The organism is Nocardia puris (assembly GCF_003315035.1).
Taxonomy (GTDB): Bacteria; Actinomycetota; Actinomycetes; order Mycobacteriales; family Mycobacteriaceae; genus Nocardia; species Nocardia puris.
The window spans coordinates 1-23318 of sequence record NZ_QNRE01000005.1 but is presented as its reverse complement, the minus strand read 5'-3'; the positions used below and the strand labels follow the sequence as shown (position 1 = coordinate 23318).

The 23318-nt window shown below is 68.8% G+C and carries 25 protein-coding genes; 16 read left to right on the top strand and 9 right to left on the bottom strand.

Annotation, left to right across the window (positions count from 1 at the left end; all coding sequences use genetic code 11):
- The first annotated feature begins 58 nt into the window (after positions 1-58).
- On the top strand, positions 59-232 hold the full coding sequence (locus tag DFR74_RS36000; RefSeq protein ID WP_157115808.1) for a hypothetical protein: 174 nt from the start codon (positions 59-61) through the stop codon (positions 230-232).
- Between the two features lie 288 nt (positions 233-520).
- On the top strand, positions 521-1798 hold the full coding sequence (locus DFR74_RS15885) for an MFS transporter (protein WP_067505726.1): 1278 nt from the start codon (positions 521-523) through the stop codon (positions 1796-1798).
- Between the two features lie 30 nt (positions 1799-1828).
- Here DFR74_RS15885 and DFR74_RS15880 read toward each other — a convergent pair whose 3' ends face one another.
- A complete protein-coding gene (locus DFR74_RS15880) occupies positions 1829-2494 on the bottom strand; it encodes a TetR/AcrR family transcriptional regulator (protein ID WP_067505722.1) in 666 nt (221 codons plus the stop codon).
- A 396-nt stretch (positions 2495-2890) separates the two neighbouring features.
- Between DFR74_RS15880 and DFR74_RS15875 the strand changes: the two genes are divergently transcribed.
- Positions 2891-3823, top strand: a complete 933-nt coding sequence (locus DFR74_RS15875) for a hexose kinase (protein WP_232331669.1) — start codon at positions 2891-2893, stop codon at positions 3821-3823.
- 147 nt (positions 3824-3970) lie between these two features.
- Here the strand turns inward: DFR74_RS15875 and DFR74_RS37165 are convergent, their stop codons facing one another.
- Together DFR74_RS37165 and DFR74_RS15870 are read right to left on the bottom strand one after the other, a co-directional pair.
- On the bottom strand, positions 3971-4102 hold the full coding sequence (locus DFR74_RS37165; RefSeq protein ID WP_228788984.1) for a DUF3349 domain-containing protein: 132 nt from the start codon (positions 4100-4102) through the stop codon (positions 3971-3973).
- A gap of 197 nt (positions 4103-4299) precedes the next feature.
- Complete coding sequence (locus tag DFR74_RS15870; protein ID WP_067505716.1) at positions 4300-5874, bottom strand: ATP-dependent DNA ligase; 1575 nt, start codon at positions 5872-5874, stop codon at positions 4300-4302.
- A gap of 92 nt (positions 5875-5966) precedes the next feature.
- Here DFR74_RS15870 and ramB point away from each other — a divergent pair, with 92 nt between their 5' ends.
- Positions 5967-7373 (top strand): acetate metabolism transcriptional regulator RamB, encoded by a 1407-nt coding sequence (gene ramB / locus DFR74_RS15865; RefSeq protein WP_067505713.1) that lies wholly within the window; start codon positions 5967-5969, stop codon positions 7371-7373.
- Between the two features lie 64 nt (positions 7374-7437).
- On the opposite strand, the gene DFR74_RS15860 is transcribed toward ramB, so the two are convergent.
- Positions 7438-9267, bottom strand: coding sequence for an acyl-CoA dehydrogenase (locus DFR74_RS15860; protein ID WP_067505710.1), 1830 nt, complete (start codon positions 9265-9267; stop codon positions 7438-7440).
- A gap of 384 nt (positions 9268-9651) precedes the next feature.
- On the opposite strand from DFR74_RS15860, the gene urtA reads away from it, so the two are divergent.
- From urtA to DFR74_RS15830, 6 genes are all read left to right on the top strand, one after another.
- Positions 9652-10923 (top strand): urea ABC transporter substrate-binding protein, encoded by a 1272-nt coding sequence (gene urtA / locus DFR74_RS15855; RefSeq protein ID WP_067505706.1) that lies wholly within the window; start codon positions 9652-9654, stop codon positions 10921-10923.
- Between the two features lie 76 nt (positions 10924-10999).
- Entirely contained in the window at positions 11000-11884 is an 885-nt protein-coding gene (urtB, locus tag DFR74_RS15850; RefSeq protein WP_067505703.1) for an urea ABC transporter permease subunit UrtB, read from the top strand.
- A complete protein-coding gene (gene urtC, locus DFR74_RS15845) occupies positions 11881-13026 on the top strand; it encodes an urea ABC transporter permease subunit UrtC (RefSeq protein ID WP_067505697.1) in 1146 nt (381 codons plus the stop codon). Before urtB ends, urtC begins: the two co-directional genes overlap by 4 nt.
- Positions 13023-13859: an urea ABC transporter ATP-binding protein UrtD gene (gene urtD, locus DFR74_RS15840; RefSeq protein ID WP_067505694.1), complete on the top strand. Its 837-nt coding sequence runs from the start codon at positions 13023-13025 to the stop codon at positions 13857-13859. Before urtC ends, urtD begins: the two co-directional genes overlap by 4 nt.
- The gene (gene urtE, locus DFR74_RS15835) at positions 13843-14535 is read left to right on the top strand and encodes an urea ABC transporter ATP-binding subunit UrtE (RefSeq protein WP_067505690.1); all 693 of its coding nucleotides are present in this window, start codon (positions 13843-13845) and stop codon (positions 14533-14535) included. Before urtD ends, urtE begins: the two co-directional genes overlap by 17 nt.
- Before the next feature lie 8 nt (positions 14536-14543).
- The gene (locus DFR74_RS15830; protein WP_067505687.1) at positions 14544-15236 is read left to right on the top strand and encodes a GntR family transcriptional regulator; all 693 of its coding nucleotides are present in this window, start codon (positions 14544-14546) and stop codon (positions 15234-15236) included.
- 169 nt (positions 15237-15405) lie between these two features.
- Here the strand turns inward: DFR74_RS15830 and DFR74_RS15825 are convergent, their stop codons facing one another.
- Complete coding sequence (locus DFR74_RS15825; protein WP_067505684.1) at positions 15406-16287, bottom strand: nuclease-related domain-containing protein; 882 nt, start codon at positions 16285-16287, stop codon at positions 15406-15408.
- Positions 16288-16441: 154 nt separating this feature from the next.
- On the opposite strand from DFR74_RS15825, the gene DFR74_RS15820 reads away from it, so the two are divergent.
- A complete protein-coding gene (locus tag DFR74_RS15820; protein ID WP_067505681.1) occupies positions 16442-16987 on the top strand; it encodes a carboxymuconolactone decarboxylase family protein in 546 nt (181 codons plus the stop codon).
- Positions 16988-17343: 356 nt separating this feature from the next.
- Here DFR74_RS15820 and DFR74_RS15815 read toward each other — a convergent pair whose 3' ends face one another.
- A complete protein-coding gene (locus tag DFR74_RS15815) occupies positions 17344-17574 on the bottom strand; it encodes a hypothetical protein (RefSeq protein WP_067505677.1) in 231 nt (76 codons plus the stop codon).
- A gap of 89 nt (positions 17575-17663) precedes the next feature.
- On the opposite strand from DFR74_RS15815, the gene DFR74_RS15810 reads away from it, so the two are divergent.
- Positions 17664-18677 carry a GlxA family transcriptional regulator gene (locus DFR74_RS15810; protein ID WP_067505674.1) on the top strand — a complete coding sequence of 338 codons (1014 nt, stop codon included), beginning with the start codon at positions 17664-17666 and terminating at the stop codon, positions 18675-18677.
- A gap of 176 nt (positions 18678-18853) precedes the next feature.
- Here DFR74_RS15810 and DFR74_RS37985 read toward each other — a convergent pair whose 3' ends face one another.
- Positions 18854-19366 carry a type II toxin-antitoxin system antitoxin SocA domain-containing protein gene (locus DFR74_RS37985; protein WP_369123285.1) on the bottom strand — a complete coding sequence of 171 codons (513 nt, stop codon included), beginning with the start codon at positions 19364-19366 and terminating at the stop codon, positions 18854-18856.
- Between the two features lie 192 nt (positions 19367-19558).
- On the opposite strand from DFR74_RS37985, the gene DFR74_RS15800 reads away from it, so the two are divergent.
- Positions 19559-19942 (top strand): VOC family protein, encoded by a 384-nt coding sequence (locus DFR74_RS15800; RefSeq protein WP_067505668.1) that lies wholly within the window; start codon positions 19559-19561, stop codon positions 19940-19942.
- 263 nt (positions 19943-20205) lie between these two features.
- Here the strand turns inward: DFR74_RS15800 and DFR74_RS15795 are convergent, their stop codons facing one another.
- Complete coding sequence (locus DFR74_RS15795) at positions 20206-21051, bottom strand: SDR family oxidoreductase (RefSeq protein ID WP_067505664.1); 846 nt, start codon at positions 21049-21051, stop codon at positions 20206-20208.
- A gap of 99 nt (positions 21052-21150) precedes the next feature.
- Between DFR74_RS15795 and DFR74_RS15790 the strand changes: the two genes are divergently transcribed.
- Both DFR74_RS15790 and DFR74_RS15785 read left to right on the top strand, forming a co-directional pair.
- A complete protein-coding gene (locus DFR74_RS15790) occupies positions 21151-21549 on the top strand; it encodes a winged helix-turn-helix transcriptional regulator (RefSeq protein WP_067506370.1) in 399 nt (132 codons plus the stop codon).
- A gap of 41 nt (positions 21550-21590) precedes the next feature.
- Positions 21591-22007, top strand: coding sequence for a PPOX class F420-dependent oxidoreductase (locus DFR74_RS15785; RefSeq protein ID WP_067505661.1), 417 nt, complete (start codon positions 21591-21593; stop codon positions 22005-22007).
- Between the two features lies 1 nt (position 22008).
- Here DFR74_RS15785 and DFR74_RS15780 read toward each other — a convergent pair whose 3' ends face one another.
- Complete coding sequence (locus tag DFR74_RS15780; protein WP_067505658.1) at positions 22009-22716, bottom strand: polysaccharide deacetylase family protein; 708 nt, start codon at positions 22714-22716, stop codon at positions 22009-22011.
- A gap of 315 nt (positions 22717-23031) precedes the next feature.
- Here DFR74_RS15780 and DFR74_RS35995 point away from each other — a divergent pair, with 315 nt between their 5' ends.
- Complete coding sequence (locus DFR74_RS35995; RefSeq protein WP_157115807.1) at positions 23032-23190, top strand: hypothetical protein; 159 nt, start codon at positions 23032-23034, stop codon at positions 23188-23190.
- Positions 23191-23318: the final 128 nt, after the last annotated feature.

The window sequence follows — 23318 nt, the reverse complement described above, 5'->3', positions numbered from 1 at the left end:
TAGGTGGCAACCGTGGATCTGCCGACGGGTGCACCGTGGATCTGCCGATGAACCCGCCGTGGATCTGCCGACAGGTGCGCCGTGGATCTGCCGACGGCGGAACGACCTAACACCAGGTCTGGGCACGCTGCGCCGTGAAGGTGCGCTCGCATCCGTCGCGCACTTGGTGGCGAACCTCGGCAACCCGACCTACTCCACCGCCACCGCCACCGAGCCGGTTCAGGTCGGCTGAACGCCGCGAACGTTGCGGGCGTGCGGCGCGGCGATGATGCCACCCGCAACTCGAGCAGCTTCGCATAGCTCGGCGCGGATGCGGGTAGACGTCGTAAGCCTGGCATCTTCCTACGGGTTCGACGGCGGCGATGTTCGGAAAATTGCGACTCTCCGCGCGGAGAGGAACTCAGGAATTATCTGAACACGATCACTGGCTCGGGCTTCGAGATATGGGCATGCACGCCATGATCACGCGGCGCATCGCGGGCACACGCTATCGACCGCACGGCCCACCTAGGGTGGGCGGGTGCCCGTCGACACCGACATCACACCCACCCGCCTGCCGCGCGACTTCCACAAGCTGTGGGCGGCGCTGACGGTCAGTCAGGTCGGTAGTGCGCTCGGTACCGGGGCGCTGCCGCTGGTGGCGATCCTGGTGGTGCACGCGTCGGATTGGCAGGTGTCGTTGATGGCGGCGCTGTCGGGGGTCGCGGCGGCGGCGATCGCGCTGCCGCTTGGGTCGTTGATCGAGGTTCGCCGGAAGCGGCCGGTGATGATCCAGGCGTGTGTGGCGTCCTGCGTCGCCCTGGCCAGTGTGCCGGTGGCCGCGGCGTTGGGGGTGCTGAGTTACGCGCAGTTGTGCGGGGTCGCGATGGTGCAGACGTTGTGCGCGATGGTGTTCAACGCGGCCAACGGTGCGTACTTGAAATCCATTGTGGCCGAACCACTCCGGGTTCGGGCGAACAGCCGGGTGGAGACCACGTTCTGGACGGCGGCGACGGTGGGCGCGCCGCTGGGCGGGCTGTTGATCTCGCTGTTCGGCACCGCGATCACGATCACCCTCGATGCCGTGACGTATCTGCTGGCGGCGCTCGGAATCCGGGCCATCACCACACCGGAGACGGCATCGCAGCAGCCGAAAAGACCACGGCTCACCGACATCCGCGGCGGATGGGCCTACATCTTCGGTGAGCCGACGCTGAACCGATTGTTCTGGAACGCCATGCTCTTCGGCGGCTCACTCCTGCTCACCGGACCGCTCCTGGCCCTGCTCATGCTGCGTGAACTGGGTTTCGCGCCATGGCAATACGGCCTGGCGCTCGGGCTTCCGGCGGTGGGCGGGCTGATCGGGTCGCTGTGCGCCCCGAAGCTGGTCGCGGTGTTCGATCAGCGCACCGTGCTGCTCGGGTTCGGCACGCTGCGCACGCTCTGGCTCGGACTGCTGCTGCTCGCCGGGCCCGACGCGCTCGGGTTGATCGCGATCATCGCCGCCGAGACGCTGCTCCTGCTGTGCGCGGGAGTGTTCAACCCGGTCTTCACCACCGTCCGGATGAACCACACCGCCGACACGCATATGGCGCGCGTCGGCATGGCGTGGTCGATCAGCGCCAAGTGTTTTCAGCCCGCGTTCATCGCGCTCGGCGGTGTCATCGCGGCGGTGACCACCGTGCGCACGGCGATCGCCTGCGCGGCCGTCGCGCTGGTGGCGAGTTCGGCGCTACTGCCTTGGCGACAGCGGGATTGCGGACGGGAGCAAAGCTCGCCGAGTAACCGGCGCCATCCGATCGCCGAGCGGTCTGAGTGAACCGCACGTCGCACCAGCGAATTTCGCGGTTCACCCCGCCGCGAGGCAGGAGTTGACCACGAAGGCGATCTCGGTGCAGATCTCGTCCAGCGACACTTCGGTGCCGGGCACCGTGGTGTGGACGAGTTCCTGGGCAAGGGAATCGACCGCGCCGATGACGGCGAGAGCGAAGAGGTCGAAGCGACGGGGATTGGTTTCGCCACGGGCGACGGCATTCTCGGCTTCGGTGACGATCAGAGACGAGATGCGCCTGCGTTGTTCGCGCCGCCACTCTTCGACGGCGGGGCTGACGCCGACCACCTCGACGTAACAGACGCGCGCCGAGCGCCGGTCCGCGCAGGTCACCTCGAGGTAGGCGCGGAACCCCTCGGTGACGCGTTCCGAGAGCGGCCGGTCGTGCACGTCGCGCAGGGCTTGGGCGGCGCGCTCGACCGCGCGCGTGGTAACGCGGTCGACCAACGCGATCAGCAAGGCCTCGCGACTGCCCATGTCCTCGTAGAAACTGCGGGTGGACACGTTCGCGACGGCGCACAGCCGCTCGATGGGGGTGGCCGCGTACCCCTGGCTGCCGAACAGTTCGAGCGCCGCGTCGATGAGACGGGTCCGGCGCTGCGCGACCCGCTGTTCCTTGGTGAGACCCCCGTAGTTGCGTCCGTCCGCCGATCCACTGCCGGATTCGCGATCGCGCCGTGCCACCCGGCCAATGCTACCGCGCGGCAACGCGTCCGGCTCGGCGACGAGTACGCGATCGATCCCGCCCAGACGGCGCGGCCTGCCGTCGAAAGCACCCCAGGGACGGGTACTGGCGAGTACTCGCGACGGGTTCCGGCAACCGCTCTGCCAACTCCGCCTCGGCCGGAATCACGAGGTCGGGCCGACGAACACGACGGCGCGTCCACCCGCCTCCGCACCACTGCGGCAAGATAGATTTCCGAATACGGCGGTCACGTCGGCCTCTCGAAAGTGGCATGCTGCACAGATGCCTCGGACGACCGCCCGACGAACAGTCCGTTACCGCCGGTAACTACGCTGCGGTGATGGAACTCCGACCGACCGAGGGGGGCGTGTGCGCCGGGTAACCAGACTTGGACAGTGGTTGATGTGATCCTCACGGTGACAATGAATCCCGCCTACGACATGACCTATCGTGTCGAGCGGTTCGAACGCGGGCAGGCGCACCGGGTGCGCTCGGTCGAGCAGCGCATCGGCGGCAAGGGCATCAACGTCACCCGGGTGCTCAATCAACTCGGCAAATACGCCAGGGCCACCGGCTTCTCCGATCACGCGTTCGCGGCCGCCGCCGAACTCGAACTGCCCGTCGACTTCGTGCACGCGCTGCCGTGGGTGCGCCGCACGGTGGTGATCAGCGAGTCCGAGGACGGCACCGCGACCGCGCTGTGGGAGCCGGGCGCGCGCGTATCCAACCCGCACGCCGCCGAACAGCTCGCCATCCGCGTGTCGGGGCTGCTGCCCGATATCAACGGGCTGGTCATCGCGGGCTCACTGCCCGGCGGCGTCGATCCCGCGCTGCCCGCCGTGCTGGCCAGCACCGCCGTGGAGGCGGGCGTGCCGACCATCTGCGACGTGGACGGCGAGGCGCTGCGGCTGGCCGCGGGCGTCCCCGGCGTGGTGCTGATGCCCAACACCGCCGAACTGGTCCGGCTCACCGACCGCACGCCGACGACGCCCGCCGAAGTGGTGGCGGCCGCGCGACCGCTGGTGGATCGCGGCGTGGGCGCGATCATCGCCACGCGCGGCGCGCACGGCATGATCGCGGTGACCGGCAAGGGCGCCTGGTCGGCGACGCTGCCCGAGCCGCTGGCCGGAAACCCCACGGGCGCGGGCGATTCCGCCGCCGCCGCGGTGATCGCGGCGCTCTCCGAACGCACGGAACCGGAGTGGCCCGCGATCCTGGCCGACGCGGTCGCCACCTCGGCCGCCGCCGTCGTCATCCCGGTGGCCGGCGAGATCGACCGCACGTTGCGCGACCGTCTCGCACCGACCGTGCTGGTGGAGGAACTCTGACCCGGCGACCGGTCGGCGACCGCATCGGGGCGGGTCCGTGTCCCGGGCGGCCGTGTTATCCGCCCGCAGGTGGCCGCTGGCCCAACGTCGCGGCGGCACGCACGTCGTGAACGGCGCTCCCGGGCGGCCACCGATCACCCGCTCGGCTCACTCCGAGTCCGGATCGCCCGGCGGCAGCTCATCGGCCAGCGTCCAGCCCGCGGCCTCCAACTGCGCCGCGACGCGCTCGACGTCGGTGGGGTCGGGTTCCTCCTTGGCGAGGATTAGTTCGACGGTCACTCCCCCGCCTCTCCGCGTCTTTTCGCCGGTCGTGGGGTGCGGGAGAGTTCCCAGCCGGGCCGGAGATCGGCGGGCGGTCGGGTTCTGAGCGTTCCCGGTGAGTTACCCATGTGCCAACGAAATCATGGGGAGACTCCGGCAAGACAATTCGCCCCCGGAAGACAAGGCGGAACCTGCCTGGAGGCCGGGTCTGCGGCTCAGGCGTCCGAGGGTTCGGGGGAGGGTTTGCCGGGGAGCAACGCGCGGACTGTGTCGATGGTGTCGGCTTGCGATGGTTCCTTGTCGGGGCGGTAGCGGACTACGCGGGCGAAGCGGAGGGCGACCCCGCCCGGGTAGCGGGTGCTGACCTGCACGCCGTCGAGGGCGATCTCGACGACGAGTTCGGGCCACAGGTAGACGGTGTGTTCGTCGCGGGCGCGTTCGTGGCGCGGGAACTCGGCGGTCTGCCAGTGCAGGAGGGCGTCGGTGAGGCCCTTGAAGGTCTTGCCGACCATCACGTTGTCGCCGGTGCGCGGGTCGCGGGCGCCGAGGTGCAGGTTGGAGAGATAGCCGGTGCGGCGACCGTAGCCCCATTCCGCGCCGAGCACGATGAGGTCGAGGGTGTGGGTGGGCTTGATCTTCTGCCAGGCCCGGCCACGCCGGCCCGCCGCGTACGGCGCCGACAGCGATTTCACCATCACGCCCTCGTGCCCGGCCGCCAGCGCGCCGTCGAAGTACTCGGCGGCCGCCTCCTCGTCGGGGCGCAGCAGCGCGGGGATGGCGTGCTCGCCCGCCACCTGGAGCAGCGCGGCGCGGCGTTCGGCGAGCGGCGCGTCGAGCAGATCGCGGCCGTCCAGGTGCAGACAGTCGAAGAAGTACGGGTGCAGCAGCAGTTCCCGGGTCGAATTCACCCGCGGCACCGCCGATTCCACGCTCGGGTCGGCGGTGGCGAAGCGGCTCATGGTCTCCTGGAACGGGCGTGGGCGGCCCGCGTCGGTGAGCGCGAGGGTCTCGCCGTCGAGCACCACGCTGGTGCAGCGCAACCCCTGGACCAGGTGGACCAGTTCGGGCACGCCCGAGGTGATATCGCGCAGGGTCCTGGTGAACACCTTCACCTCCGCACCGTCGCGGTGCACCTGGATGCGCGCGCCGTCGAGTTTGTGCTCCACGCTGACGTCCCCGCCGAACTCCGACAGCGTCTCGTCCAGCGCGCCGCCGGGCGCGGCCAGCATCGGCTGGATCGGCCTGCCCACCTCCAGCCGGAACGCGGTCAGCGCGTCGACCCCGCCACCGAGCGCCGCCTGCGCCGTGACGGGCAGCGCGCCCGAGAGCATGTAGGCGCGGCGCACCAGATCGACCGGTACATCGGCCGCCACCGCGACCGATTCGGCGACCAGCGCGGTGAGCGCACCCTGGCGCAGTTCCCCGCCGAGCAACCGCACCAGGAAGGACTGCTCCTCGGCGGTGGCCGCGCCCCACAGCGCGCCGAGCAACTGTTTGCGGCGCTCCCCCGACCCGCGCCCGGCGATCGCCCCCAGCTCGGTGAACGCCTCGTCCACGTCGGTGACGGTGAGCGTGGCGGCGGTGGCCGGTGTGCCGTCGAGCGCGGCCAGGGTGCGCCACCCGGTGCCCACGCGCCCCTGCCGCAGCTCGCCGGAGAGCCAGGCGACCACGGGCTCGATCTCCCCCGGTTCGGCCGCGCCGAGCAGCGCGGCGATGGCCGCGATCTTCGTCTTCCGGGACCGGGTGGCGCGCACGGTCTCCGAGGTCAGCACCACATCCGCGAACAACACCCCTCGACGGTAGCGCCTGGCTGTGACATACAGCTCAGCTCTGTTGCTAATTTCGCTTGGCACCGCTGCGAATACCGCCATAAGCTGGACACATGGCCAAGACTTACGTCGGGGCGCGGCTTCGCCAGCTGCGCACCGAACGGGGGCTGAGCCAGGTCTCGCTGGCGCAGAAGCTGGAGATCTCGGCCAGCTACCTGAACCAGATCGAGCACGACGTGCGCCCGCTCACCGTGCCGGTGCTGCTGAAGATCAGCGAGGTCTTCGGCGTCGACGCGACGTTCTTCTCCTCCGCCGACGACACCCGGCTCATCGCCGAACTCCAAGAGGTCGTGATGGACCAGGAGCTCGGCATCGAGGCCGACACCCAGGAGATCGCCGAGATGGTCTCCGCGCATCCGAGCATGGCCCGCGCGCTGGTCGCCATGCACAACCGCTACCGCAACACCAGTGCCCAGCTCGCCGCCGCCACCGAGGACCGCTTCGCCGACGGCGCGGGCAGCGCCACCATCAGCAAACCGCACGAAGAGGTGCGCGACTACTTCTATCAGCGGCAGAACTACATCCACGAACTCGACACCGCCGCCGAGGATCTCACCGCCCGCATCCGCTTCCACGGCGGCGACGTGCCGTCGGAGATCGCGCGGCGGCTGCGCTCGCACGACGTGCGCATCGTCGAGCGCATCGATCTCGGCGAGGGCGTGCTGCACCGCTACGACCCCGACAACCGGGTGCTCGAGATCGCCCCGCACCTGTCCGGCGGGCAGCGCACCTTCAAACTGGCCGCCGAACTCGCTTACCTGGAATGCGCCGATCTGCTCGAAAAGCTGGTGGCGGAGGGCAATTTCGCCTCCGAGGACGCGCGCAAGCTGGCGATGCTCGGCCTGGCGAACTACTTCGCGGCGGCGATGGTGTTGCCCTACACGCACTTCCACGAGGTGGCCGAGGACTTCCGCTACGACATCGAGCGGCTCTCGGCGTTCTTCACCCAGAGTTACGAGACCATCTGCCACCGGCTCTCGACCTTGCAGCGGCCGAAACTGCGCGGGGTGCCGTTCTCGTTCGTGCGGGTGGACCGGGCCGGGAACATGTCGAAACGCCAGTCCGCCACCGGTTTCCACTTCTCCTCCAGCGGCGGCACTTGCCCGCTGTGGAACGTGTACGAGACGTTCGCCTACCCGGGCAAGATCATGACGCAGATCGCCCAGATGCCCGATGGCCGCAAGTACCTGTGGGTGGCGCGCACCGTGGAGCGCCGCGCCACCCGGTTCGGCCAGCCCAGCAAGACCTTCGCCATCGGCCTCGGCTGCGAACTGCGCCACGCGGGCCGCGTCGTCTACGCCGACGGCATCGATCTGGACCAGGTGCAGGCCACCCCGATCGGCGCGGGCTGCCGGGTGTGCGAGCGCGCCAACTGCCCGCAGCGGGCGTTCCCGCCGCTGGGCAAGGTGCTCGATATCAGCGAGCACCGCAGTTCGGTCTCGCCGTACGTGCTGAAGTAGGCGAACGCCAGGGCTACGCCGCTCGGCGAATCTGTCGCGCGACAACGGATCCGCCGCCGCGCGCTCAGAACGCCGCTTCGTCCAGTTCCATGATGTCGTTGTCGATCGCGGCGAGCACGGCGCGGGTGGCGGAGAGCCCCGGCAGCACGTTCTTCACGAAGAAGCTCGCCGTCGCCACCTTGCCCTCGTAGAACGGCCGGTCCTTCTCGGCCGCGTCACCGGCCAGCGCGGCGGCCGCGATCTCGGCCTGCCGCAATAACTGCCAGCCGATGATCAGGTCGCCGACGGCGAGCAGGTAGCGCACCGAACCCAGCCCCACTTTGTACAGCTCGGCGGGTTCGGCCTGGGCGCCCATGGCGTAACCGCTGAGCGTGGCGGTCATGGCGCGTACGTCGTCGAGGGCGGTGCGCAGCAGCGCGCGTTCCCGGTCGAATCGCCCGCTCTCGCCGTCGAGGAACGCGCTGATCCGTCCGTCGACGTGCGCGAGCGCTACGCCCTTGTCGCGCAGGATCTTCCGGAAGAAGAAGTCCTGCGCCTGGATGGCGGTGGTGCCCTCGTAGAGCGAGTCGATCTTGGCGTCGCGGATGTACTGCTCGATCGGATAGTCCTGGAGATACCCGGAACCGCCGAGGGTTTGCAGGGATTCGGTGAGGTACTGGTAGGCGCGTTCGGAGCCGACGCCCTTGACGATGGGCAGCAGCAGATCGTCCACGCGGTGCGCCAGATCGGCATCGGCACCCGAAACGAGCTGCGCCACATCGACATTCTGATGCGCGGCGGTGTACAGATACACCGCGCGCAACCCCTCGGCGTACGCCTTCTGCATCGCGAGGCTGCGGCGCACATCGGGATGGTGGGTGATGGTGACGCGCGGAGCCTCCTTGTCGGTCATCCGCGTGAGATCCGCGCCCTGCACCCGCTCCTTGGCGTAGGCCAGGGCGTTCAGGTAGCCGGTGGACAGCGTGCCCGAGGACTTGACGCCCACCATCATGCGCGCGTTCTCGATCACCTGGAACATCTGCGCGATGCCGTCGTGCACATCGCCGACCAGCCAGCCCTTGGCGGGCGTGCCGTTCAGGCCGAAGGACAATTCGCAGGTGGGCGAGGATTTCAGGCCCATCTTGTGCTCGACGCCGGTGACGTACACGCCGTTGCGCTCGCCGAGGGCGAGGGTGTCGTGGTCGAACAGGAACTTGGGCACGTAGAACAGCGACAGGCCCTTGGTGCCCGGCCCCGCGCCCTCGGGACGGGCCAGCACCAGATGGAAGACGTTCTCCGCCGTGTCGCCGACGTCGCCGCCGGAGATGAACCGCTTGACGCCCTCGATGTGCCAGGAGCCGTCCTCCTGCCGGATCGCCTTGGTGCGCCCGGCGCCCACGTCGGACCCGGCGTCGGGTTCGGTGAGCACCATGGTGCCCTGCCAGCCCTTCTCGTAACCCACCGTGGCCCAATGCTTCTGCTGATCGGTGCCCACGGTGTAGAGCACCGCGCCCATCACCGTGCCCATGCTGAAGAAGCTGGCGCTGGGGTTGGCGCAGGTGATCATCTCGTTCACCGCCCACACCAGCGCGGCGGGCGCGGGCGTGCCGCCCATTCCCTCCGGCATCCCCAGCCGCCCCCAGTCGGCCTCGCGCACGGCCTGGATCGTCTTGCGCAGCGGTTCGGGCACGGTGATGTCGAAGGTCTCGGGCCGGAACACCACGGGATCGCGGTCGGCGGCGGCGAAGGACTCCGCGATGGGCCCCTCGGCCAACCGCCGCACCTCGGCCAGGATCTCCCGGACGGTGTCGCCGTCGAGATCGCCGTAGGCGCCGGAATCGAGCAGCTTGTCCAGTTCGAGCACCTCGAAGAGGTTGAACTCGATATCGCGCAGATTCGCCTGGTAATGCCCCACCTGGTCCTCCTGAGACTCAGGCCGCGGACCCCGCCGCGGTGTTCGGGTGTGCGGACGCTCCTTCGATCCGAAGCGTGCCGCACCCGCGAGACGCTACGCAACCGTAGCCACGCGGCGCCGGGTCCCCAGGTGGCACCGGCGGGCGGTGTGATCCTCACAACCGTTCACCCTCCGGTAGCCGGGAAGTTTTCACACCGCCGAAACATCGGCAACGGAGTCGTCATCGAGAGATATTCCGGCGCAACAACTCCTGTCTAGTGTTCCCACCACGAATACAGGCGCTGTATACGTCCCCGTCTACAGCCATGACCGGGACAAACGCGTGTGTTCGGTGCGGCGCAGCCAGTGCCGCGCACATCAGATGAAGTGAGAGGGAACTTCCCGATGTCCGAACCCCGTGCCGCCCGGCGGCATCGCCCCCGGCTGACCAAAGCACTGGCCGCCCCGACCGCGCTGGCGCTCGCCGGCCTGTTGCTGACCGCCTGCGGAGCCAGGGACGACGCCGAGCCCGGCGCCGCCGCGGCCTCCTGCGTCGACACCTCCTCCGACACCATCAAGGTCGGCTCGCTGCACTCGATGTCGGGCACCATGGCCATCTCCGAGGTCACCGTCGCCAACTCGGTGAAGATGGCCGTCAACGAGATCAACGCCGCAGGCGGCGTGCTGGGCAAGCAGATCCAGCTCGTGCTCGAGGACGGCGCCTCCGACCCGAAGACCTTCGCCGAGAAGGCCGAGAAGCTGATCAGCTCCGACTGCGTCGCCGCGGTGTTCGGCGGCTGGACCTCCTCGAGCCGCAAGGCCATGAAGCCGAAGTTCGAGAGCCTCAACTCGCTGCTGTACTACCCCGTCCAGTACGAGGGCCTCGAGGACAGCAAGAACATCTTCTACACCGGCGCCACCACCAACCAGCAGATCGTCCCCGCCCTGGATTACCTCAAGGAGCAGGGCGTCACCTCGCTGTACCTGGTCGGCTCGGACTACGTGTTCCCGCAGACCGCCAACCGCGAGATCAAGGCGTACGCCGCCGCCAACGGCATCGAGATCAAGGGCGAGGACTACACCCCGCTGGGCTCGACCGACTTCTCCACCATCGTCAACAAGGTCCGCAGCGCGGGCGCGGGCGCGGTGTTCAACACCCTCAACGGTGACTCCAACGTGGCGTTCTTCCGCGAGTACACCAACGCGGGCCTGACCGCCCAGCAGATGCCGGTCATCTCGGTGTCCATCGCCGAGGAGGAGGTCGCGGGCATCGGCGCGCAGAACATCGCGGGCCAGCTCACCGCCTGGAACTACTACCAGACGCTGGACACCCCGGCGAACAAGACGTTCGTGGACGCCTACAAGGCCGCCTACGGCGCCGACAAGCCGACCTCGGACCCGATGGAGGCCGCCTACGCCTCGGTCTACCTGTGGAAGGCCACCGTGGAGAAGGCCAACTCCTTCGCCACCGCCGACATCCAGGCCGCGGCCGACGGCGTGAGCTTCGACGCCCCCGAGGGCAAGGTCACCATCGACGGCTCCAACCACCACATCACCAAGACCGCGCGCATCGGTGAGATCCGCCCCGACGGCCTCATCTACACGGTCTGGGAGTCCGAGGGCCCCATCGATCCGGACCCGTACCTGAAGTCCTACCCGTGGGCCGAGGGCCTGTAAATCCATCGTTTCCCGATGCGGTGCGCTCGGCTGTCCCGGGCGCACCGCATCGGCCCGACATCGGAGGAGTCCTGACGTGGACGTACTGGTCGGCCAGCTCTTCACGGGGCTGAGCCTGGGGTCCATCCTGTTGCTCGCCGCGCTCGGTCTCGCCCTGACCTTCGGTCAGATGGGCGTGATCAACATGGCGCACGGCGAGTTCATCATGGCCGGTTGTTACACCACCTACGTTGTGCAGCAGGTGATCTCCTCGGCAGGGGTGTCGCTGATCGTCTCGCTGTTCGTCGGATTCCTCGTCGGCGGCGCGCTGGGCGCGGCGCTGGAGATGGGCCTGATCCGCTGGATGTACGACCGTCCGCTGGACACGCTGCTCGTCACGTTCGGCGTGGGCCTGGTGCTCCAGCAGTTGGCGCGCGACATCTTCGGGGCGCCCGCCAAGAACGTCATCGCGCCGGAATGGCTCAGCGGCGGCGTGACCATCCTGGGCGCCGTGGTGCCCAAGACCCGCATCTTCATCCTGGTGCTGGCCGTCGTCGCGGTGACCGCGCTGGCGATCGCGCTCAAGACCACCCCGCTGGGCCGGCGCATCCGCGCGGTCGTGCAGAACCGCGGGCTGGCCGAAACCAGCGGCGTCTCCAGCCGTTTCACCGATATCAGCACCTTCTTCATCGGCTCGGGCCTGGCGGGCGTGGCGGGCGTCGCGCTCACGCTGATCGGCTCGACCAGCCCGACCATCGGGCAGAGCTACCTGATCGACGCGTTCCTGGTGGTCGTGATCGGCGGCCTCGGCCAGATCAAGGGCACGGTGATCGCCGCGTTCGCGCTCGGGCTGCTCAACTCGTTCATCGAGTACTCGACCACCGCGTCCATCGCGAAGGTGATCGTGTTCGTCCTCATCGTCATCTTCCTGCAGGTCCGTCCGCAGGGCCTGTTCACCGTCCGCACAAGGAGTTTGGCATGACCTCGTTGACGCAACGGTGGCGTGAGCACTCCTCGGCCACCGCGTGGGCCGGATTCGGCGTCGCCGCGATCCTGCTGTTCGCGGTCGCGCCCGCGGTGCTCAGCGACTTCCGGTTGAACCTGCTGGCGAAGTTCCTCTGTTTCGCGATCGTGGCCGTCGGCATCGGATTGGCTTGGGGCCGTGGCGGAATGCTCACCCTGGGCCAGGGCGTGTTCTTCGGCCTCGGCGCCTACATCATGGCCATGCACATGCAGATGGCCGACGCCGCGCGCCTGGGCCAGGACCTGCCCGACTTCATGCAGATCGCGGGCATTCGCGAATTGCCCACGATCTGGCAGCCTTTCGCCTCCGCGCCGGTCACCATCCTGGCCATCCTGGTGGTGCCCGCGCTGATCGCGGCCGTGCTCGGCTACGGCGTGTTCAAGCGCCGCGTCAAGGGCGCGTACTTCGCGATCCTGAGCCAGGCGCTGGCCGCGGCCATGGCCATCCTGCTCACCGGTCAGCAGGCGCTCGGCGGGTTCACCGGGCTCTCGGACTTCCGGGCGTTCTTCGGATTCCGGCTCTCCGATCCGGCGAACCGGCAGATGCTGTTCTTCATCGCGGCGGGCACCCTGCTCGTGGTGGTGGCCATCGCGCGCCAGCTCATGCACAGCCGCTACGGCGAACTGCTCGTCGCGGTGCGCGATCAGGAGGAGCGCGTGCGCTTCCTCGGCTACGACCCGGCCAACGTCAAGATCGTCGCCTACGTGGTGGCCGCGTTCTTCGCGGGCATCGCCGGCGCGCTGTTCACTCCGATCGTCGGCATCATCTCCCCCGCCGACATCGGCGTGGTGCCCTCCATCGCGTTCCTGATCGGCGTGGCCATCGGCGGACGCACCACGCTGCTGGGCCCGGTGCTCGGCGCGATCGGCGTGGCCTGGGCGCAGACCACGTTCTCCGAACAGTTCCCGTCGGGATGGACCTACCTGCAAGGCATCCTGTTCATCGTCGTCGTGGGCTTCATCCCCGCGGGCCTGGCCGGGCTGTGGCCCGCGCTGAAAGGCTTGCTGGACAGTAGATTCCGCCGTTCGCCGAAATCTCCGCCCAGCGCGCCGGTCGAGGTCCAGGAAGCCGTCACCGAGGAGAAGGTGGAATCGCGATGACCGCACCGAGTCACGATCCGAAGCCCGGCGGCAATGCCGGTATGGACAGCGAATACCTCGAAATCCGCGGGCTCTCGGTGAGTTTCGACGGGTTCAAGGCGGTGAGCGACGTCGACATCACCGTGCTGCAAGGCGATCTGCGCTTCCTGATCGGCCCCAACGGCGCGGGCAAGACCACGCTCATCGACGCCATCACCGGCCTGGTGCCCGCGAGCGGGTCGGCGACCAAATCCGGCACCGAACTGCTCGGCAAGAAGGTGCATCAGATCGCGCGCCTCGGCGTGGGCCGGACCTTCCAGACCGCCAGCGTCTTCGAGCAATTGAGCGTGCTGCAGAACCTCGACATCGCCGCGGGCGCGGGCCGCTCGCCGCTCACCCTGCTGCGGCGGCGCAAGTCGGTGCTGCCGAGTATCGAAGAGGCACTGGAGATCACCGGGCTCGGCGCGCTGCGCGACAAGCCCGCGGGCGTCCTGGCGCACGGCCAGAAGCAGTGGCTCGAGATCGGCATGCTGCTGGTGCAGAACGCGTCGGTGCTGCTGCTCGACGAGCCCGTCGCGGGCATGAGCGCCGAGGAGCGCGAGGAGACCGGAAACCTGTTGCGCCGCATCGGCGGTGAGCGCGTCGTGGTGGTGGTCGAGCACGACATGGAGTTCATGCGCGCGTTCGCCACCTCGGTCACGGTGCTCGCGGGCGGCAAGGTGCTCAGCGAGGGCACGGTCGAACAGGTGCAGGCCGATCCGAAGGTGCAGGAGGTCTACCTCGGCACGGCGGCGGCCATCGGCACCGAACTGGAAGACGAGACCAAGGAGTCCGCCGATGCTCGAACTCACTGACGTCCATTCGGGGTACGGCCGTACCGAGGTGGTGCACGGCGTCTCGCTCACCGTCCCCGACGACAGCGTGGTCGCCATCATGGGCCACAACGGCGCGGGCAAGACCACCCTGCTGCGCACCGCCGTCGGGCTGCTCGGCGTGAAATCCGGCCGGATCCACTTCGACGGTGAGGATGTCACGAAGTACTCGCCGTCCAAACGGGTCAAGCGCGGCATCGGGTACGTGCCGCAGGGCCAGCAGAGTTTCCCCCAGCTCACCACCGCCGAGAACCTCCAGGTGGTGGCCGACGGCCGCAAACGCGGCAAGGCGCTGATCGACGAATCGCTCGACCTGTTCCCCGCGCTGCGAGAACTGCTGGGGCGCAAGGCCGGTCTGCTCTCGGGTGGTCAGCGCCAGCAGCTGGCGATCGCGCGGGCGCTGATCACCGAACCCAAACTGCTGATCCTGGACGAACCCACCGAGGGCATCCAGCCGTCGGTGGTGGCCGAAATCGAGCGCACCATCATCGATCTCACCAAACGCGGCGGGCTGAGCGTGCTGCTGGTGGAACAGCACATCGGCTTCGCCCTGCAAGCGGCACAGCGCTATTACGTGCTCGAGTCCGGGCGCGTGACCTCGACCGGGGAGGGCGGCGCGGAGGCGGCGAGCGCGGTCCGCTCGGCCATGGCGATCTGAGCGTCACGGTGAACGGCAAGGGGCGGGTCCCGCTGAGCGAGCGGGTGTATCGCTCGCTGCGGCGGGATCTGGCCGCGGGCGCGCTGGTCCCCACCGAACGCCTCGGCGAGGAGAAACTGGCCGAGATCTACGGCGCCTCACGCACTCCCGTGCGCGCGGCGCTGGCCCGACTGGAAGCCGACGGGCTGGTGGAGCGCCACCCCGACGGTCTCTACCCGTACCGGCCGCGCCTCGAGGAGCTGGACAACCTGTTCGAGCTGCGAATGGTGCTGGAGACCAGGGGAATTCAGCGCGTGCTCGCCGACGGTGACGCGCACGACCTCACCGTGATCGAGGCGGAACTGGAGTGGTGGCAGCGTTTCGGCGCGGAACCGGGCGAGCCCGGTCCGGCGCTGGTGGCCGCCGACGAGCGGTTCCACCTCACGCTGCTGGCGGCGGCGGGCAACGCGGCGCTCGCCGAGGCGCTGACCGCCGTGTACGTGCGGGTGCGGCCGGTGCGCACGCTCGACCTGCCCACCCCGGAGCGGGTCGCGACGATGACGGCCGAGCACATCGCCATCGCCGAACGCTTGCTCGCCGGCGAGGTGGACCTCGCGCTGCACACCCTGGTCGCCCACATCGGATCGGCCCGCCGCCACGTGCTGGCCCGCGCCGAGCAGGCGCTGAAACTGACTCGGCTCGGGCGCGCCGTCCGCGACTGACGCGGACCAGGGGTCCACACGATCGGGATTGAGGGGCTGGATCGTGTGGACCCTTTGCGCTTCGGTGTGGATCGGGGCGGACCGCACGATCGCCGATCGGACCGGCGTCGAAGGCACCAATTCGGCAGCGCGGCAAGGTGATCGGACCGGCAGCCGCACGCGGGCGCGATCAGCAGTCGGGTTGGAACGGATAGCAGGTGCGGGGCGCGGCCGGCGGGGGCGTGGGATCGGCCGTCGTGGTGGTGACCGATCGCTGATCGGAGTTCGAGCCCGGGGTGTCCTTGGCCACGGCCGAGACGATCACGGCCAGGACGCCGACGATGCCGACGCACGCCACGGCGAACACCGTCCACGCCGCGACGGCCGATTTCCGGGTCGGCGCCGGCGGCGGAGCGGGCGCGTGCTGCGGGGTGGCCGCGACCGGAAGGTGCGAATGCGCCGCCAGCACTTCGAAACCGTCGGCGATCAACTCCTCGCGCGAGAGTGGTTCGATGCCGAGCGCTGCGGCCGCACCGAGGACGCGATCCGCCGACCAGGAGCGCGGGCCGGACGCGAAACGTTCGGTATAGATACGCAATTCGGTCGCGTCGGGCACATTGGCGACCACCACGTCCAGGCCCGGACGCACCGTGGTGTGCGCGGGACGCACCACCACACCCCGGAACGGGATCAGCGCGACCAATCCCGCTACGTGGCCAGGGTTCTGGAGGGCGCGTTCGAGCTGGGTGCGCACGGCGTAAACGCTCCGCTCGAGCCGATCCACGGGGTCGGCGGTGTCCTCGTCGTCGAAGTCGGCGGCGGTGTCGCTGATGGTCCACGGGCCCTCGTCGGTGAGCTTCAGAATGCCGCTCTGCCTGCGGCGGAACCCCTTCACCTCGGCCACCGCGACACCGCGCGGGGTGAACAGCACCGCGTCGACGCGGCGGGCGCCGTTGTCGCCGGCGTGCACGCCGACCGCGAGCAGGCCGGTCGAGCGGAACGAACGCAGGCAGTCGACGAACTCCTGCTCGGCGCCGGAGAGCTGCCCTCCGGACCCGACCTTCACCAGCATGTGTCTCGACCCCTGCCCGACCGGTTCGTTTCCGCGCGCCGCCGACATCCCCGGCGGCGCGCGCCGGTACTGATGATGCCGGTACACACCCGGGAAAACCACTGGAACGTCCATACGCCCCGGTAGGCTCGCTGTCGGTACGGAAGGCAGGGACATGGTTTCGACGTCGCAACCACGCATCGCGCCGGGGCGCATCAAAGAGCTCGGCCCGATCAATTGGGTTGTCTGGCAGGTGCTCTCCCGCGCGACGGGCACCCGCGACGCCCACTTGTTCAGCACCCTCGGGCGCACCAAGGGGCTGTTCCGCGGCTGGCTGCACTACTCCGGCAAGCTCATGCCGGGCGGCAGGCTGCCCCGGCACGAATCCGAACTGGTGATCCTGCGCGTCGCCCACCTGCGCGACTGCGAATACGAGACCGACCACCACATCCGCCTCGGCCGCCGCGCCGGCGTCACGCCGGAGATTCTCGACCGCCTCCGCACCGGTCCCAGTGCGCCCGGCTGGTCGCCCAAGCACCGGGCGCTGCTCGCCGCCGTGGACCGGATGGTGGAGACCCGCGATATCGATGACGAGACGTGGGCGGAGTTGGCCGCGCATTACGACGAGCGGTCGCTCATCGAAATCGTCTTGCTCATCAATCAATACGAGGGATTGGCCGCTACGATCACCGCGCTGCGTATTCAGCGGGATGGGGTGTAGGGCTGTCAGTTCTCTTGAACGGTGGCCCGTGGACGGAATGGTCGTCTTGGACGGGGGCGCGCCGACAGGGCGGTTCGCTGATCGGGGCGGTCAGCGCAGGGAGGGAACACGGCACGGCGGTTGAGATCGGCGGCGACGCTGTGCGTTGACGGAGTGGGGCGACGAATGGGCCTCCCCCATCGAGCCGCCCATCCTGTACCAGCACGCACAGTGCGGGGCCGACGTGCACGCGCACGTGGTCTGCGACGAGCACGGCGTGATCCCCGCGGAGGAAGTGGGGGTTCGCATCGGACCGGGAATGCCGCGGAACATCTCGCCGAGCGTCGGGGCGGCACGCGCGCCGGGTGACGGGTGCGCTATTCCGACGGGTTGCGGGCGGGGTGGCGGGGCGGGACCGGGCGGCCGTGGCGGATGCGAGAGGAGGCGTCCAGGCCGTCGGCGAGCTGGCGGACGGTCGAGCGTAGGGCGTGGAGGAACCCTTTGCCTGGCGTGGTGAGGCAGGGCGCCTGGTGCGCGGTAACCGATTCGGCGGCAACGGTTTCGGTGCGGTCGGGCGTTTCCTTGTTGATTTCGTTCGCGATGTCCATACCCCGATGGTGGCAGTGGCGGGCGGCCGGGAGGAGTGGCAGAATCGACATAAAACGATGGAAAATTGCCACCGCCAGAAAGGGGCACGATGACTCGGCCCACGATCGCGGTACCACTCGTCGACGGCATGACGTTGTTCGAGATCGGTATGCCGCTGGAGGCGCTCGGGTACGACTGGGATCCGGGTGCGGCGCCGCTCTACGACGTCCGGCTGTGCGGTGATCTGCGCGGCGTCCGCACGCACACCGGCGCGCGGCTGTCTCCGCAGTATCCGCTGCGGGAGCTCGCGGCGGCCGACACGGTGCTGATCCCGGCCGTACCGCCCGGACGTCCGGTCGGCGAACCGCTGCTGCGGGAGCTGCGCGCGGCCGCCGAGCGGGGCGCTCGTGTCGCGTCGCTGTGCACCGGCACGTTCGCGCTCGCCGAAGCCGGATTGCTCGACGGCCGCCGGGCCACCACCCACTGGCGCCACGCGCCCCTGCTCCAGCGCGTGTACCCCGAGGTCGAGGTCGACGCCCGCGCCATCTACGTGGACGACGGCGGAATCCTCACCAGCGCCGGTTCGGCGGCCGGACTCGACCTGTGCCTGCACCTGATCCGCCACGACCACGGGGAGCGCGCCGCCAACACGATCGCCCGCAACCTGGTGATCGCCGCCCACCGCGACGGCGATCAAGCCCAGTACGTCGCCGCCGAACCGCTCTCGGAACCGGCCGGATGGTTGGACGACCTGCGCTCCTGGCTCCGCGAGCACCTGCGAGAACCCGTCACCCTCGCCGACCTCGCCCGCGCGACCAACACCTCACCCCGCACCCTGGCCCGCCGCTTCGACCGCGACACCGGCACCACCCCGATGCGCTGGGTGGCCGCCGAGCGCCTCGCCGCCGCCCGCGAACTCCTCGAAACCACCGACACCCCCATCGAACGCATCGCCTTCGACGTAGGCTTCGGCTCCCCCGTCACCTTCCGCGCCACCTTCACCCACGACGTCGGCATCTCCCCCCGCCGCTACCGCGCGAAGTTCGCGAGCCCCGGACTCACCCGTGGTCATACACCTCCCCGAACTGCCGCTCGATCCACAGCACATGGAATACCTCGTTGATCCGCACACCCAGCATCGGCAACTTGCCCTTGCACCGGAACGCCACGAACTTCTCCTGATCCCGGAACCGATCCGGGATGGGCGCCCTGATCTCGCCGGGATGAGCTCCGTTCCGTTGCCGTGCCTGCCCGACTGCCCGACCTGTTGCCAACTCAGTTTCGCTCGCTGGTGCAGGGTCAGCGCGAACTGCGCCTGCGCGTCCTTGTCCCGCAACGCGGCGACGTCGAACCCCGGTTGCAGATGATGCAGGCAGAACACCGGAGTGCGGCCGAATCGGCCGGTGGCGCGGGCAGATCGAAGCGTTCGCCGGACGGCAGGGCCGACCGCGTCGCCCTGCGCCGTTCCGCTCGGCTACCGCCCACGTCGCGCGGCGAAATACTCGGCGATTTCGTCGACCGGGATCTCGATATCGCGGACGCTTGGACGAAATGCGGTTGCCACGGCGGCTCGTCGTGCGTCATATTGCGCAGTTTCCACGCCGCGATACCCCCGTAGGTGTTCCACACCTTGTTGAGAAATCGCGTGGTGTCCGGGTCGATGGCATCCCAATCGAAGGGGTCGTCCTCCGCGAGGACGTACGTCGAACCCGTGTTCGATCGCAGCCGCGGGCGGAGCCGCTGCGCCACACTCCAGGACGCCCTGACCAGGGCATGCACTCGCTCATGCCGGACCCCCGCCGTTGGGCGCATGCCGAGCCCGGCGGTCGACACGACCGCGTGGTCGCTCGCCATCCCCGACACCGAGCCTCGGTCACTCCGGCTGGATCCCAGGCGCGGGGCCGGTCGTGTCAGTGACCCACATCACATGGCAGCCCGGCGAAATCTTTCGTACAACATTCACCGCACTCAGTACGGAGTATTTGCCGAAGCCTAGGAGGCGCCGTGCGTATCACCGAGTCCACCCTTTCGCTCAATGTCGCGGATCCAGGGGCTTCGGCCCGCTTTCTCATCGATCACCTGGGGTTTTCCGAATTGATGTCGGCGGACGGCTTCGTGTCGCTGGGACATCCGGAGGCCGGGATGAGCATCGTCTACCTGCGGGTCGGGCTGTCCACCTTCAAGCCCGCGAGTGCGGCGGGGCCGGCGGGTGACGGGCTGCTGGTGGCGTTCACCGTCGAGGACATCGACGCCGAGTACGAGCGGTTGCGCGGCGCGGGGGTGGAGATCGTGACGCCGATCGAGACCGAGGAGTGGGGTGAGCGGTACTTCCAGATGCGGGATCCGAACGGGATCATCCTGCAACTGGTGCAGTGGGTGAACCGGTAAAGCTCGACGCCGAATCCCCCTGCACCCGAATGCATCTCGGAGCCAGATAGTTCCAGATCGACTCCCACGTACCAGGGCGGCATCGACGTCTCGTCGGGCGCGCCGGCAAGTCGACCTGCCGGCGCGCCCCGCGCCGCCTGTGGCCGAGCCGGCGCGGCGAACGGATGCACCTCCACGGCGACGAGGCGCGGGAATCCGGCGGCCCGACTACCCGCTCGGAGCACAGGGCGACATCGACGTAAACGAGGACCACGCATCCGATCTCAGGCCAGGGCGGCGCGGAAGACCTCGACAGGCGGCGTGGGGGCGCGGCCGATGAGCTTCTCGAGATCGCCGGAGGTGACGTCGAGCCAGCCGCCTGCCACACCGGCGTCGGCATCGGCGAGGACCTTGGCGTACGGCTCGGGCAGCCCGGCCTGCACCAGGGCCGCGGCGTAGTCGGCCTCGGACAGGTTCTCGTAGCGGACCGGCTTGCCGGAAGCCTCCGAGATCACCTGTGCCAGTTCGGAATAGGTCAGCCGATCGCCGCCGAGCTCGTACACCTGGCCCGCATGGCCGTCCGTGGTGAGCACCCGGGCGGCGGCCGCGGCGTAGTCGGCGCGGGTGGCGGCCGCGACGGTTCCGGTACCGGCGGCGCCGGACAGCACACCGGATTCGACGGCGTGCGCGAGACCGCCGAGGTAGTTCTCCCAGTACCACCCGTTGCGCAGCAACACATGCGGCACAGTCGATTCCGCGAGCACGGCCTCGGTGCCGCGATGCTCCTGCGCGAGCACCAGTGGACTTTCGGTGGCGCGCGGGATGCTCGTGTACGCGAGCAGGTCGAGGCCCGCGCGCTCGGCCGCTCGAATCACATTGGTGTGCTGCGTGATTCGCTCACCGAACTCGTTGCCGGAGATCAGCAACAGGCGGTCCACACCCGCGAGGGCGCGGTCCAGGGCTTCAGCGTCGGAGTAGTCGGCACGCCGCACGTCCACGCCCCGCTCGGCCAGGTCGGCCACCTTGTCCGGGTCGCGCACGATCGCGACGGGCGTGACGCCCGCGCGGAGCAGTTCCTCCACGACGAGACGGCCGAGCTGTCCGCTGGCTCCGGTGACGGCGACGGTCATGACTTCCTCCAGGGTTGAGTACGGTTCCGCAAGTACTAACTATTCGTAAGCACTATGCATTCCGTCATCGCTGTGGTCAAGGCCGGTACCATCGGATCCATGAGCACCCGGCAGACCGCGTCCGCCGACACCGGCGACCCGACGCTGGAGGCCGACGTCTTCGCGAGAAATTGCACGTCACGCCCCGTTTTGCAGAACGTGGCGAGCCGCTGGGGCATCCTCGCCCTTGTCGCGCTGCGCGAGGGTCCCTACCGGTTCAGCGCGCTGCGCCGCCGCGTCGACGGTGTGAGCGAACGCATGCTCTCGCAGACCCTGCAAGCCCTGGAACGCGACGGCATGGTGCATCGCGAGGTGCACGAGACCATCCCGCCCCGCGTCGAATACACCCTCACCGACCTGGGCGCGGAAGTCGCCGAACAGCTCGAAGGGCTGATCCGGGTGGTGGAGCGGAACATGCCGCGCGTGCACGAGGCGCAGGCGGCCTACCACCGGGAGTGACCGCGCGGAACGACTCGCAGCGCCGCCGGGTTGCACATCATATGGAACTCTCCGAAGGGCTCGAATTCGCGCGCACCGCTCGCCGCTCGGTGCTGGCCACGATCCGCCGCAACGGCCGCCCCCAGCTGTCCAACGTCCTGCACCTGCTCGGCGACGACGACGTCATCCGCATCTCCATCACCGCCGACCGCGCGAAGTACCACAACCTGCGCCGCGACCCGTGGGCCGCGCTGCACGTCACCCGCGACGACTTCTTCGCCTACGCGGTCCTCGAAGGCACAGTGGAACTGACCCCCATCGCGGCCGCCCCCGACGACCCCACCGTGGACGCCCTGGTCGACTACTACCGCGCCGCCTCCGGCGAACACCCCGACTGGTCCGACTACCGCCGCGCCATGGTCGAAGAACGCCGAGTCCTGGCCCGCTTCACCCCCGACCGCGCCTACGGAATGCTGTGAATCACCGCCGCAGCAGGTCGGAGATGGTGACGAAAGAGTAGCCGGCGGAGCGTAGTTCGGTGATGATGCGCGGGACGGCCGCGACGGAGTCGCGGTTCTGGGGGGCGGAGCCCATGACGTGCAGCAGGATGATGGAGCCGGGGCGGACGGATTCGACTGTCTCGGTGACGATTTCGTCGGCGCTCGCGCGCTTGCCGGAGTCGGGTTCGATGTCCCACATGACGGTGGTGCGGTCGTTCTCGGAGAGGTATCGCGGTAGGGCCCACAGCTTTTTGCCGTAGGGCGGGCGGAAGGTGATCGGGCCCGTGTAGCCGGTTTTCGCGATTTCCTCGTCGGTGCGGTCGATTTCGTCGCGCACGGTGTCGCCGGAGACGAAGACCATGCGGCGGTGGTTGTAGGTGTGGTTCCCGATTTCGTGGCCGGCCTCGGCGATCGCCCGCCCCGCCTCCGGGTGGGCGGCCAGGTCGCGGCCGTTCAGGTAGAAAGTGGCCGGGATGTCGGCTGCCGCAAGCACTTCCAGCATTTCGCCGGTGCGCTCGCTGGGGCCGTCATCGAAGGTGAGTGCGACGACTTTGTCGGAGGTGTCGACGCGATCGACGAGGCGGCCCGCGAGTTGATAGGTGCGGGAGTTCATGAGGTGGTACGTGCCGACTGCGAGCAGGATGAGCACAACCAACGCGATCGCACCCCCGATCAAACTCTTACGCATGCCCGCCTCCTTTTCCGCCTCTCCGCGTATAAGGCGGCCGGGTGAGGTTCGGGTTGGTTCGGCCTGCCGTCTCCGGTAAGGGAGGTGGTCGGGTCAGCCCATCCCCGATGAGTTACCGGTGTGCCCGCGAAACGGATCGTCGCAGGTCATCGCACCGAAGGGTTCGCCTGATCCGCGCCCGGTTGCTATGTATTCGGCAAGAATACAGTGTGTACGGGTACGGGTGACGCAGCCCCCGGGCGGATTGTTGTGGTCGGCCGACAACAGTGAGCGGTGGTGTGCCCAAACGAGGCGCACCACCGTTCACTCTTTCTCGTGGGTACCGACGAGGCTGTGGAGCGTGGCGCGCCAAGCAACTTCGGTGTGATGGAGAGTCTTGACCAACTGGGTGGCTGTGCTGATCCCGACCGGGTGAACCGTCACGAATTCGGGGCCGTTTCCTTGGTTGATGGTTCGCCTGGCGAAGCCGCCTGAGGGTGGGCCGACGATCTACCCAGCTGCGCGTGATCTAGTACTCCAGCCGGACTTCGTGATCATGGTGTGAGGTGGGATCGTCGCTGGTAGTGGCTGGTGCGGGCGCGATGCTGGTGTCGGCGTCGCCA